Genomic DNA, 12,346 nt, shown 5'->3' on the forward strand with positions numbered 1-12,346 from the left:
CCCCACCGTGCGCCGATCATCGAGCCCCAAGCTCTGATCGCCACGCGTTGCGCTTCTTCCAAGATTGGAGCTGTTGCCTAACCCGCAACTGCTCAACCAGTTACGCCTGACGACCATAGCAAGGTGGTCCCACTCCTTCCCATCCCGAACAGGACAGTGAAACGCCTTTGCGCCGATGATAGTGGACGGACGTCTGTGAAAGTAGGTCATCGTCAGGCTTTTATTGCTCAAAACCCCGCAGGTATCCCCTGCGGGGTTTTGTCTCTGTGGCGTCGGGATTACTGCATTGGGATTCCAGTATCGGAAATGCGGTATTAGGGATGCAGCAAAGGAATTGCTGCAACGGGAATGCAGGCTCGGAATTTATTAAAAACCCCCTCGCGGCTGGCGCCGCGAGGGGGTTTTGTTTATGGCTGGATCGGGTGCTCTGCTGTTTGAGTCGGATGCTTTTCTGACTACGGAAGCTGGCGGCGCAGCGCTGCGAAAAATAGCTCGGATTGCAGGCGTTCGCTTTGAATCTGGGCCGCAACCTTGGCGGCGAGGTCGGCGTGGACGGGAACCAGGGGACGGCCGGTGGATTGCGCCAAGACCTGGGCGGTACAGGCCCGCTCGAGGAAGAAGAGATCGTCGTAGGCGTAGTCGAGACGTTCGCCGCAGACAACGACGCCGTGGTTGCCGAGGAAAACGATGTCCGCGCCTTGCATGGCGTGCGCGATGCGTTCGCCTTCGGACACGTCCAACGCCAGTCCGTTATAGGCGTGGTCGATGGCGAGGCGGCCGTGAAAGCGCATGGCGTTTTGGGACAGGGTGGTGTCCAAGCCGCGATCCGTGGTGAGCGTGAGTGCCGTGGCGTAGGGCATGTGGGTGTGCAGCACGCAGGCCTTGCCGGCGATGCGGTGGATGGCGGCGTGGATGAACATGGCGGTGGGCTCGACTTCGTGGCGGCCGGCAAGCTTGTTGCCGTGCGCGTCGACCAGCACGATGTCGTCCGCCTGCACCTCGTTCCACATGAGGCCACGTGGGTTCAGAAGGAAATGATCGGGATCGCCCGGCAATGCCACGCTGAAATGATTGCAGACGCCTTCGCCCAGTCCGTGAGCCGAGGCCGCACGTAGGGCCAGCGCCAGGTCCGTGCGTAGAGCGGTGACGGGATCTGCATGGAAGAGTGCGCTGGCAAAACCGGGTTCCTGGAACATGACAACCTTCAAGGGATGGGTTGGGGATCAGAGCCAGCCGGCTTTACTGAAAACGTCCAGCACGCGATCCAGAGTTGCTACGGTAGCGTCAGGCTGGTAGTCAGGCAAGGGTTTGCGGCCGGTGCCGCGGTCGATCCAGATGCAGCGAAAGCCAATGTCGCGTGCTGCAGCGAGATCCAGATGAGGGCTGGCGCAGATATGAACGACGTCTGCCGGGGTGACGCCAAGCTTTTGATGAGCGTGCGCGAAGATGGCGGGTGAGGGTTTGTACGCGCGGGCCTGTTCAGCTGAAATGACGCGGTCGATATGGCCACCCATTTGGGCCACGTTGCCCGCGATGATGTTGTCATCGGTGTTGGAGATGATGCACAGGCTAAATCCGGCTTGTTTGAGCCTGCCGAGTGTGTCGACGACTTCCGGGAAGGGGGGCATGCGGGAAATGCTGCCCGTTAGTGTCTCCGCGTCTTCGGGCCGGTACTCAAGGCCGAAATGCGCCATGGTGAGGCGTAACGATTCGCGGGTGACCTCGGCGAAGTTGCGGTAGGGCGGCGTCTGTTCAAGGTGGTGCTCGTGCCCATCGTATATATGCAGAAACTGCGCGGCGGTCGGCCGGTTCATTGCGGCCTCGCGGCCCGCGAGGATCTTTTCCACCGCGGCTTGCAAGCCTTCGTCCCATTGAATGAGCGTGCCGTAGCAGTCGAAGGTCAGCCATTGCGGGCGGGGAGCTTGGTTAAAAGGCATGTCGGTGCTCGGAGAGAGTTCGGAGCTTCAGCGTAAGGCCCGCTGCTATAAGTTGTAAAATTAATTAATGCGCTTACCTTAGTTGTGCAGCCAATGAGGTGCGGTATGCTTATCAAGCGCCGTAGTGCATGGGTGGCTCCGCTAGCAAGAAGGGCCGTCCCATCCAGCTGATGAGCCGCACGCCGCGAGTGCGCAAACGGCGCTGGGGGAAGGGCCCCACGCCGACGTACAAGCGCGCCGCGCCCGACCTGCTTTGTTGTCTGGGTGTAGAGGTTAGATGCCAGGGCTAGCCGAGCCGGTCAGGGCGGGAAGATTTGGAAGCGATCCAGCTCGCTCGTGAGCGGCACTTCAACATCAATTAATCAAAGCCGATGCTCGATCTTGAACTATTGAAGACGCTGGTTTGCGTCGTGGACGAAGGCAGTTTCACTCGGGCGGCCAGCCGTGTTCATCGCACGCAGTCGACGGTTAGCCAGCAGGTGCGCAAGCTCGAACTGAGCGTGGGCAAGACCTTGCTGCTGCGGGACCGCGCCGGCGGCAATGTGTCTGCGACCGAGGACGGCGAAGTCATGTTGGCGTACGCGCGGCGCTTGCTTGCGATTGCGGGGGAGGCCGAGCATGTACTGTCAGCGCCGAGAAGCGCTCGCGTGATTCGATTGGGCGTGCCTGAGGACTTCGATGTGTCGCGGTTGACGGTGCTGTTGGCGGAGTTTGCGGCGCGGCATGCGCAGGTGCGGCTGGAAACGTTGAGCGGCATGAGCACGGATCTTCGGGCGGGGCTGGCGGCCGGCGAGTTCGATCTGGCGCTGGTCAAGCGGGATCCGGGTGAAGGGCCTTGCCTTGCGGCTTGGCCGGAACGGCTGGTGTGGGTGGGCGGACAAGGGCGCAATCAAGCGGCGGCCGTCGTGCCACTGGTTCTTTTTCCGCAGGGATGCGTCTATCGCAAGCGGATGATCTATGCGCTGGAGAGCACCGGGCGGCCGTGGCATATCGCCTACCACAGCCACAGTCTGGCCGGCGTGCAGGCGGCCGTGGCAGCGGGGCTGGGCGTCAGTCTGTTGCCGGCTTCGGCGCGCCTTGATACGCATGTCGAATTGGGCACCGCGGACGGGTTTGCCGATGTGCCGCCGACCGAGCTCGCGATCGTGGGAGACGCGCGCGCCCTCGGCAGTGTTGGCCAGGATCTGGTGGGTGCGCTGAAGCAGGCGATTGGTGGGGAGATGAAGCAGCCGGTGACGTAGCAGGGACGTTTTGGATGGTCGGGCTAAGCGGGAGAGGCCGCGCGGTGTAGAGTCAAATCTACGCCGTGGTGACGGCCTCAGCACAAGCGACAGTCATGGTGGCGGTCACGGCGGCGGTCAGGGATACAGTCGCGGCAGCGGTCGTGGTAGCAGTCACGGCGACAGTCACGGGCACCATCATGGCCACAGTCGTGGTCCCAATCCTGGACCCGATCGCGGCCTCACCTGCTGCGATACTCGCGGCAACATCGCGGCSTCAAACACKGCGTCARTCGCGGCAMCATTGCGGCGYCAAACACGGCGTCAGTCGCGGCAMCATTGCGGCGCCAAACASGGCGTCAATTGCGGCACCATTGCGGCCTCAAACACCGCGACATTCGCGGCAGCATCGCGGCCTCAAACACGACGTCAGTCGCGGCAATATTGCGGNCGGCCTCAAACACCGCGACATTCGCGGCAGCATCGCGGCCTCAAACACGACGTCAGTCGCGGCAATATTGCGGCGTCAAACACGGCGTCAATCGCGRCAACATYGCGGCKTCAARYACGGCGTCAATCGTGATCTCATCGCTGCCTCATCGCGGCTTCAAATTCGGCGTCAAATTTGGCGTCAATTATGGCCGCGATCGTGGCGGGAGGTTTCCCTTCAGCGTACGTCGCCGTCTAGGTAGAACCACTGTCCGTTTTCTCGCAGGAAGCGGCTGGTCTCGTGGATGCGGCTGGCGCGGCCGTCAAGGCGGCTTCTGGCCACGAACTCGACGGTTGCGTGTTCTGCGTCCTGATTTGCCGCGGCCTTGATTTGCAAGCCCAGCCATTTCAGGCCGGGCGGGTTGGGATCGAGTGACGCAGGGCGCGTGCGCGGGTGCCACGTTGCCAACAGATAAGGCAGGTTGTCCAGCACAAAGGCGCTGTATCGTGAGCGCATGAGGGCTTCGGCCGTAGGGGCTTGCAGCGCCTGCGGGCCGTCGTGCCAGCGGCCGCAGCACTCGGCGTAGCTACGGGAGCTGCCGCAGGGGCAGGAGGGATTGGAGGGGCTTGGTTGCTTTGGCACGGCTTGGGGCAATTGGATCCGGACGCGGATCAGAGAATCAGAAGTGTTCAAGCGGTCAGCATAACGGATCGAGGCGACCGGCAGATAAAACCAATTTGGAAGCGAGGCCGGAAGCCCGCTCGATTCGTCAGATCTAGGCTTCTGACGATACGGCAGAACAAAAAACAAGGGGTCGCTTCACCTGGGCCGCGAGAGGCTGAGGCGATTGATATGGCCGCTAGACAGGGCATCAAATCGAGGCAAGCAATCGAGGCGACGCGGCTCGAGGCAACGGACCGAGGCAACGGATCGAGGCAGCGAGTCGAGGCAACGGATCGAGGCAACGGACCGAGGCAACGGACCGAGGCAACGGACCGAGGCAACGGACCGAGGCAACGGACCGAGGCAACGGATCGAGGCAACGGACCGAGGCAACGGACCGAGGCAACGGACCGAGGCAACGGATCGAGGCAACGGATCGAGGCAGCGAGTCGATGCGACGGACCAAGGCAGCGAGTCGACGCAACGGATCGAGGCAATGGATCTGGCCCGCAAGTCGAGGCAAGAGATCGAGACAACGGGCCCAGGCAGCGGATCGAGCCAGCGAAACGAGCGAGCGAGTCGGGGCGGAGGATCGAGGCAACGGATCGAAGCAACGGATCGGGGAGCCGATCGAGGCAACGCAATCGCGCGACAAGAGCTCGTGCCTGATCACCGCAACAAATTACGGCAACTTGGCGGGACGACAGGCAAACCTGCCAAACCGAGCGCCGCTGCGACTGCAGCCAAGATATGGCGCAGGCGGAGGGCGCTGCGCATTAGCGCCAGGTCGGGCGAACAGGACTCGCAGGTAAAGGCGGAGAACGGATCGGGAGATCGCGTCAGGCCAGCAGGTCGGCGTATTCGGGATGGCGTCTGATGTAGGCGTCGGCGTAGGAACAATAGGGTTTGACCTTCCAGCCGTTTTTGCGCGCGGTGAGCAGGGCTTGTTGGGTCAGTTCGGCGGCGATGCCGCGGCCGCCTACCGCGCTGGGTACGCCTGTGTGCGTGATTGCCATGGCGCCGTTTTGCAGTTGATAGTCCAGCACGCACAGCACGCCGTCGACGGTGGCGGTGAAGCGGGAGCGGTCGGTGTCGTGTATTACGGAAATCATTCAAGAAACTCCTTGGGTGGCGGCTGAGCGGGCGTTGTTGAGGCCCGCGCCGCATTCACAAACAACGCGCTAATTGAGGATCGCGCCGGGCATAAACCGTGCACACCGCGTGCGAGTCACACCGGGCAGCCCCGCTCCGCTTCGAACGCGTTTCAAACCCCTCTCGCGGGCAGAACGGCAACCCCGCTCTGTAAACCGGGAAAGGACGGACTTCATTCAGCGAGCAAGTTTCGAGCCCGCGGCCTGGGTTGCCGACTCGGAAATCTGCCTTCGTGGCGCCAGGCACTTGCCATCGTATACAAGACGCCGCCGAAAAGCCGCGCCCGGAGTCGGTTCGCCGGGTGCGGCCCGGGGATCGGCGGGCGATGGCGGATGGCTATAACGATGACGGGTTACCGATATTAGCGCCGACGGCGCGCAGCTCCGGCTCAATGCTGAGGCCTTTACCGGTGCAGCACCTTGATCAACGCGGTAAGTTGCGCGTCGCGGGTTTCGACGAGGTCGGCAATGTTGCGGTGGCCGGCCTCGGCGTTGACGCCTTCGATCAGGCGTTGCTGCAGCGCTGGCGTGACCTCGGGTGCGCCTAGGTCGTCCCACCAAGTTTGCACCGGGCCCAGGAGGTGGTGCATGAAATGCGCCAGACCGCCTTCGCCGCCGCCCAGGTTAAACGTCATGTGCGGGCCGAAGAGCGCCCAGCGCAGGCCGGGGCCTTGCGATACCGCGGCGTCGATGTCCGCGACGCTGGCGACGTTTTCGGCGGCAAGGTGGATGGCCTCGCGCCACAGGGCGGCTTGCAGGCGGTTGGCGATGTGGCCGGGGACTTCCTTGTTCAGGCGGATGGGGTATTTGCCCATGCTGCGATAGAAGTCGATGGCGCGGTCCATGGTGTCGGCGGACGTCTGGTCGCCGCCGACGACTTCGACCAGCGGAATGAGGTGCGGCGGATTGAAGGGGTGGCCGATCACGAACCGTTGGGGATGGCGGCAGCGCGATTGCAGCCGGCTCATGATGAGTCCCGATGAGCTCGATGCGACGATGACGTGCGGGGGCAGGACGGCGTCGATGCGGGCAAACAGGTCCGTCTTGAAGTCTTCGCGTTCGGGCGCGTTTTCTTGCACGAAATCCACGCCGGTCAACGCCTTTTCGAGATCGGGTTCGAAGCGTAGCGCGTCGGCGGTGGCGCCGGAGCGCACGTGGCCAAGTTCGGCCAGGACCGGCCAAGCCGCCTGCACGCGGGCGATGGTTTGGGCCTCGGCATGCGGGCTGGGATCGCTGACCACGACTTCAAGTCCGTGCGCGAGAAACAGCGCTGCCCAACTGGCGCCGATCGTGCCGGCGCCGACGATGGCGACGCGGCGGATGGGGATGGCGGTGGAGGAAGCGGAGCCGTGCAAGTCAGACGGCGACGACGGCGGGTTTGACGAAGCAGAGCTGGACGAAGCAAGGCTGGACATGCAGGTCTCCGTTGTTGGGTTTGCTTCATTGTGAAGCAAAGCCGATGCCGTTGCCATGCAAGCTGAGCGGCGGCAAGATAGGGCTTTTAGAAATTGCCAGGAGGCTTGCATGCGTCCAACACCCGCGCGCGCGACCGTTCCGTATTTCTGCCAATGGGAATCCGCGCATCGGGCGGGCGAGATCATTCGCGGGGAACTGGCGCTGGCTGACGACCCCGCATGGCGCAATTCCGGGGCGCGGGATCTGGACGAGTACGTGCGTTGGGCCAGCCATGTGTGCGGGATGGCGTGTCTGAAGATGGTGCTCGCGGCGCGCACCGGTCACGCCTATCCGACCCTGGAGCTGGCGCGGCGCAGCTTGTCTTACGGGGCGTACGTCGAGGAACCGGACGGAAGCATCAGGGGCCTGATCTACGCACCGTTCGTGCAATACGTCGCGGAAGTCTTTGGCATGCGTGCGCACGTGCGCGTGGACTTGCCGGCTTCAGGCCTGCCTGAGCTGATGGCGCGGGCGGATTACTTCATGGCCTCGGTACATCCGTCGATTCGCTGGCCCGCTGTGCAGCCGCCGAAAAAGGGCGGGCATCTGGTGCTGGTGACGCGCGCCACGCCCGACGCCGTGACGTTTCATAACCCGTCGGGCGAGCCGGGCTCGCAGGCGGACGTGGTGCTGCCGCTGGCCGACTTCGACAGGTTCTATGCCGGCCGCGGCGTGGAAATCCCGCCCGCTGGTTGAAGATGCTTACATGCCGGCTCAGGCGTTGCGGGTGCGGCGCAGATAGCGCCATGCGAGCACAACCGTGATGCCATAGCTGGCGGTGATGACGCCGTAGGCGGCAGGCAACGTGGCGTGCCAGTCGGGCAGCAGATGCAGAAGGGTGCCCATCACCGCGACGCCGACCAGCGCGCCGGACTGGCGATTGGCATTCAGGGCGGCGGCCGCGCTGTTGGCGTGCTGGCGGCCGGATACCTGCATGACGATACTGGTCATCGCCGGCACGGCGATCCCTACGCCCAGGTTGGCCAGCGCGACGACGATGGCAAATGGCCAGTACGCGACGCCGGGAGTGAACGCGGCGATGCCGACGGCGCTCATTGCGGCCGCGAGCGAGACGCCGCCGAGCAGCGATGCCGACACGTTCCACCGCGCCGACACGCGCCCCGAGATGAGGTTGCCGATGGAGAATACCGCCAGCATCGGCACCAGCTCGATGCCGGTCTGCAACGCATCGGCGCCGCGTGCATGCTGCAGGAACAGGCTGAGCAAGAACAGTTGGCCATACGACGCGAGGTTGATGAGAAACCCCACCGCGTTGGCCGCGGAGAATTGCGGGGTGGCGAAGAGCGTCCGCGGGAGAATGGGTTCGGCGTGCTGCCGTTCGCGGTGCACCAGAAGCGCGGCGGCGGCCAGGCCCAGAAGCATCGTCGCTGCGATGGCCGGGGAGGTCCAGCCATAGGCGTTGCCCTGGATCAGCACGAAGCACAGACTGGACAGCGCCACGACGCCGAGCACGTGGCTCATGGGGTTGAGCGCGCGGGCGCGACGTGGCGCGGACGCGATGCGGCGGCGGGCGAGCCACAGGCCTGCCAGGCCCAGCGGGATGTTGATGAGGAAGATGCCGCGCCATCCAAATTGGTGGATCAGCGCGCCGCCCAGCAACGGTCCCGATGCGCCAGCGACCGCCACGATGGCGGACCAGGCGGCCAGCATGCGGTTGCGCACCCTTTCGTCGTCATAGGCGTGCGTGAGCAGGCTGAGCGAGCTTGGCATGAAAAGCGCCGCGCCGACGCCTTGCAGCATGCGGGCCGCGATCAGGGTGTTGGCGTTTGGCGCCAGGCCGCAGAGCAGTGACGCGGCGGTGAACACCCCCAAGCCGGCAAGGTAGAGGGTCTTGGCGCCGTAGCGGTCGGCCAGCGCGCCGGCGACCAGCAGCAGGGCGGCGAACGTCAGCGTGTAGCCGTCGACGATCCACACCAGGTCGGTCAGCGGGACGGCGAACTGGAGCGCGATGCTGGGAATCGCCACATTGACCACGGTTACGTCGAGCATGGCCATGACGAACCCGATGGCCAGGGTGACAAGCGGCACCCATCCCGTGGCAGCGACGGGCAGCGCGTCTTGGGCGGCGATGGGGCGGCAGGCGGATGACATGATGGGACTCTTTTCGAGGGGGCGGGGTGCGGGAGGTGCAAAGCTTAGGCGCTTGTTGTGATGCAAAAAAGCCGTATTACTGCTTTATAGTCATGCAAAAGTGCATCACGGACGTCAAATGGATTGGGACAACGCGAGAATATTTCTGGCCATCTACCGTGTGGGAACGCTGCGCGGGGCGGCGGCGGTGCTGCAGATCGACCAGGCCACCGCTGGACGGCGCCTAGCCGCGCTGGAGGCGTCGCTGGATGCGCGCCTGTTCTTGCGCACGCCCGGTGGCTACGTCCCGACTTCGGCGGGCGAGCTTGCGTTTGCGGCCGCCGAACGCATGGAGCAGGCGGCGGACCAGCTGCAGCGCCAGATGCAGGGGCTGGATCACCGGCTGTCGGGGGTGGTTCGCGTGGCAGCCTCGGAGACGGTTGCCCGTTATTTCGTGATGGAGGCCATCAAGCGGGTCCACGCCGAACACCCTGACATTCGCGTGGTGCTGACGACCGGCATCCAGATCAGCAATCTGACGCGCCGTGAGGCCGATCTGGCCATCCGCAACATCAAGCCCGACAACCCCGATCTGATCCATCGCCACTTGGCGCGCAAGGAGGTCGGCCTGTATGCGTCGCGCGCGTACCTGGACGCGCACGGAGAGCCCAAGCCCGGCACCGCGTTCGCGGGGCACACCTTGATCGCCTATCAGCAAGCCGTGCTGCCGGGCTGGTCGGATTCCCTTTGCGGCGAACCCACGCGCAATGGCCGCATCGGTGTCGAGGTGAATTCGGGGTTGATGATCATCGACGCGGTCGTGGCGGGTCTTGGCATCGGCGAGCTGCCCACGCACATGGCGCCCGACCACCCGGACCTGGTGCGCATCTGGCCAGCGCGCGCCGAGGCGTATGACCTGTGGCTGGTGATGCATGGCGACCTGAACCGCACCGCGCGCGTGCGGGCCGTGGCCGACGCGATTGTCGAGGTCTTTGAAGAGAGCAATTAGCGGCAAGCCGAGGCTTGTCGCGCGGCGCGACTGGCGCTAAGGTTTGCTGGCCCGCAGGAAAACCCACGACCTCAGGAGTTGCGCGTGTCCGATCTTTGGCGTTTGTCCGCAGTTGAGCTTGCCGCCCTTGTCCGCAAGCGTGAAGTGTCCGCCGTGCAGGCCGCGCAAAGCGCGCTGCAGCGGCTTGATGCCGTCAATCCCGCGATCAACGCGGTGGTGGATCATCGGCCGGAAGACGTGCTGGCGCAGGCGGCCGAGGTGGACGCGGCAATCGCGCGCGGAGAAGATCCCGGCATGCTGGCCGGCGTGCCCGTGACCGTGAAGGTCAACGTGGATCAGGCGGGCTTTGCTACGACCAACGGCGTGCGATTGCAGAAAGACCTGATTGCCGAACGGAACAGTCCGGTCGTCGACAACTTGCGGCGGGCCGGCGCGGTGATTTTGGGCCGCACGAACACGCCGGCGTTTTCCCTGCGCTGGTTCACCGGCAACGTGTTGCATGGCGACACGCGCAATCCGCGGAATCCGGCGCTGACGCCCGGCGGTTCGTCGGGCGGCGCCGCGTCTGCCGTGGCGGCAGGCATTGGGCATCTGGCGCATGGCACCGACATCGCCGGGTCGATCCGTTACCCCGCCTATGCGTGCGGCGTGCATGGCCTGCGTCCATCGCTGGGCAGGGTGGCGGCCTACAACGCCTCGCTGCCGGAGCGTTCGATCGGCGGGCAGATCACCGCCGTGTCGGGACCGCTGGGCCGCACGATTGCCGATGTGCGGGTGGGGCTGGCCGCGCTGGCTGCGCCGGATCCGCGCGATCCGTGGTGGGTGCCGGCGCCGCTGACCGGCCCGGAGGCGCCGCGGCGCGCTGCGCTGTGTCTGAACCCGGAAGGCATGGATACCGATCCCGCAGTGGTGAAGGCGTTGCAGGAAGCGGCGCGGCGGCTGAGCGAGGCGGGTTGGACAGTCGATACGCTGGAAGCGCTGCCGCCGATGCAGGAGGCCGCCGACCTGCAGATCCGCATGTGGATGGCCGACGGCTACGACGCCATGCTGGCGGCTGCGGAAAAAGAAGGCGACCCGGGCGCGTTGGTGGCGCTGGCCGGGCAACGCGACAAAGCGGCGGGCGCGGATCTGACGACCTTTTCGGCGGTGCTGACGCGTCGCGCCACGCTCACGCGTTTGTGGGAGATGTTCTTTGCCGAGTATCCGGTGCTGCTTTTGCCGGTGTCGGCCGAACTGCCATTTCCCGACAACCTGGATCTGCAAGGCGACGCGGCCTATGCGCGCGTGTGGCGCGCGCAGATGACCCAGATCGGTCTGCCGTTCATGGGCTTGCCGGGACTGTCCGTGGCGATGGGTAGCGCCATGAGCAGCGCGGGCCCGAGTCCGGTGGGCGTGCAGGTGGTGGCGGGGCGGTACCGCGAGGACCTGTGCCTGGCGGCCGGCGAAATCATCGAGGCGGCCGGCGAGCCGATCAGTATCGCCGGGCCTGCGCCGAAGTAATTGGCGGTTGGTGGATAACGGCGGGGCTGCCTGAAGGTGGGACGGCCAGAAGGTGGGCCAGCCTGAAAGTGAGGCGGCCTGAAGGTGGCCGTCCGTGCGGCCTTAGCCGCCGAAGCGCACCTTCAGCACGCCCAGATCGCCGTACGCCAGTTCGATGTCTTGATTGGCGGGCACGTCCAGAAAGCCCGCGTATGAGCCGGTGATGACGTGCTGGCCGGCCGTCAGCCCCAGGCCTTGCTCGCGCAGGAAATTGGCCAGCCAGTACAGGCCGGCCTTGGGGCGGTCGTTCGGGTGGATGCCCGCGTGCTGCTCGACTTCAACGCCATCGACCGTCAACGTGATGGTCATGCAGCCGGGGGCTGCGTCGGGCGATGAAATCCGCGGGCCCAGGACGAGGCCTTGGTTGAACATGTGGTCCGCCAGCAGCTCGGGCAGGCTTGCATGTTCGGGGGCGGCGTAGCGGCAGCCCAGAACTTCGAGCGCCAGGCGGGCGCCGCCGACGGCGGCATCGATCTCGGCTTCGGTGTAGGGTGTGTCGCGCGGCGGCAGGTCGCGGGCGATTTCGAACGCGATTTCGGGTTCGATGCGCACGACGGCATCGCGGGTGGCGACCGGCCCGGCCGCGGCGTCAGCCGTGCCCGAGGCATAGATGGGCGCCACGACGGTTTTTTCGGGCGAGGGTAGCGCGCTTTTCCAGGCCGCGATGGTGTCCTGGCGCGTTTCGCGAAGCAGTTCAGCGGTGCGCTGCTGCACGGCGAAGGCCTGGCCCAGGGACTGCGGCCGGCATTCCGCAGGCAGGCGGGGGCCGGCCACGCCGGTCTGGCGCGCGGCGATCAGAAAGCGCGCGGCGTCGATGCTGCCGGGATAGTCTTCAAATCTGATCTGCATGC

General features: G+C 65.1%; 11 protein-coding genes and 1 rRNA gene. 5 read left to right on the forward strand and 7 right to left on the reverse strand.

Features of this window, described 5'->3' with window-relative positions; translation table 11 throughout:
* The first annotated feature begins 105 nt into the window (after nucleotides 1-105).
* Nucleotides 106-218 (forward strand): 5S ribosomal RNA (gene rrf, locus ASD87_RS14395).
* 237 nt (nucleotides 219-455) lie between these two features.
* Here the strand turns inward: rrf and ASD87_RS14400 are convergent.
* Nucleotides 456-1,196: an aldolase gene (locus ASD87_RS14400; RefSeq protein ID WP_056322789.1), complete on the reverse strand. Its 741-nt coding sequence runs from the start codon at nucleotides 1,194-1,196 to the stop codon at nucleotides 456-458.
* A 27-nt stretch (nucleotides 1,197-1,223) separates the two neighbouring features.
* A complete protein-coding gene (locus ASD87_RS14405) occupies nucleotides 1,224-1,937 on the reverse strand; it encodes a haloacid dehalogenase type II (RefSeq protein WP_056322791.1) in 714 nt (237 codons plus the stop codon).
* 371 nt (nucleotides 1,938-2,308) lie between these two features.
* Between ASD87_RS14405 and ASD87_RS14410 the strand changes: the two genes are divergently transcribed.
* Nucleotides 2,309-3,178 (forward strand): LysR family transcriptional regulator, encoded by an 870-nt coding sequence (locus ASD87_RS14410; RefSeq protein ID WP_056322793.1) that lies wholly within the window; start codon nucleotides 2,309-2,311, stop codon nucleotides 3,176-3,178.
* Between the two features lie 646 nt (nucleotides 3,179-3,824).
* Here ASD87_RS14410 and ASD87_RS14415 read toward each other — a convergent pair.
* The 3 genes from ASD87_RS14415 to ASD87_RS14425 all read right to left on the reverse strand — a co-directional run bounded on the left by ASD87_RS14415 (nucleotide 3,825) and on the right by ASD87_RS14425 (nucleotide 6,816).
* On the reverse strand, nucleotides 3,825-4,229 hold the full coding sequence (locus ASD87_RS14415; protein ID WP_056324484.1) for a YchJ family protein: 405 nt from the start codon (nucleotides 4,227-4,229) through the stop codon (nucleotides 3,825-3,827).
* Nucleotides 4,230-5,089: 860 nt separating this feature from the next.
* Nucleotides 5,090-5,362: a GNAT family N-acetyltransferase gene (locus ASD87_RS14420; protein ID WP_056322795.1), complete on the reverse strand. Its 273-nt coding sequence runs from the start codon at nucleotides 5,360-5,362 to the stop codon at nucleotides 5,090-5,092.
* Nucleotides 5,363-5,805: 443 nt separating this feature from the next.
* Nucleotides 5,806-6,816, reverse strand: a complete 1,011-nt coding sequence (locus tag ASD87_RS14425; protein WP_235512706.1) for a 3-hydroxyacyl-CoA dehydrogenase NAD-binding domain-containing protein — start codon at nucleotides 6,814-6,816, stop codon at nucleotides 5,806-5,808.
* Nucleotides 6,817-6,925: 109 nt separating this feature from the next.
* Here ASD87_RS14425 and ASD87_RS14430 point away from each other — a divergent pair, with 109 nt between their 5' ends.
* Nucleotides 6,926-7,552 carry a hypothetical protein gene (locus ASD87_RS14430; RefSeq protein WP_056322798.1) on the forward strand — a complete coding sequence of 209 codons (627 nt, stop codon included), beginning with the start codon at nucleotides 6,926-6,928 and terminating at the stop codon, nucleotides 7,550-7,552.
* Between the two features lie 18 nt (nucleotides 7,553-7,570).
* On the opposite strand, the gene ASD87_RS14435 is transcribed toward ASD87_RS14430, so the two are convergent.
* Nucleotides 7,571-8,968, reverse strand: coding sequence for an MFS transporter (locus ASD87_RS14435; protein ID WP_056322799.1), 1,398 nt, complete (start codon nucleotides 8,966-8,968; stop codon nucleotides 7,571-7,573).
* A gap of 118 nt (nucleotides 8,969-9,086) precedes the next feature.
* Here ASD87_RS14435 and ASD87_RS14440 point away from each other — a divergent pair, with 118 nt between their 5' ends.
* Together ASD87_RS14440 and ASD87_RS14445 are read left to right on the forward strand one after the other, a co-directional pair.
* A complete protein-coding gene (locus tag ASD87_RS14440) occupies nucleotides 9,087-9,956 on the forward strand; it encodes a LysR family transcriptional regulator (RefSeq protein WP_056322801.1) in 870 nt (289 codons plus the stop codon).
* 84 nt (nucleotides 9,957-10,040) lie between these two features.
* Nucleotides 10,041-11,456 (forward strand): amidase family protein, encoded by a 1,416-nt coding sequence (locus ASD87_RS14445; RefSeq protein WP_056324488.1) that lies wholly within the window; start codon nucleotides 10,041-10,043, stop codon nucleotides 11,454-11,456.
* Between the two features lie 102 nt (nucleotides 11,457-11,558).
* On the opposite strand, the gene ASD87_RS14450 is transcribed toward ASD87_RS14445, so the two are convergent.
* Nucleotides 11,559-12,344 (reverse strand): 2-keto-4-pentenoate hydratase, encoded by a 786-nt coding sequence (locus tag ASD87_RS14450; RefSeq protein WP_056322804.1) that lies wholly within the window; start codon nucleotides 12,342-12,344, stop codon nucleotides 11,559-11,561.
* Nucleotides 12,345-12,346: the final 2 nt, after the last annotated feature.

It is taken from the genome of Achromobacter sp. Root170 (assembly GCF_001428165.1).
GTDB classification, from domain to species: Bacteria; Pseudomonadota; Gammaproteobacteria; order Burkholderiales; family Burkholderiaceae_B; genus Achromobacter; species Achromobacter mucicolens.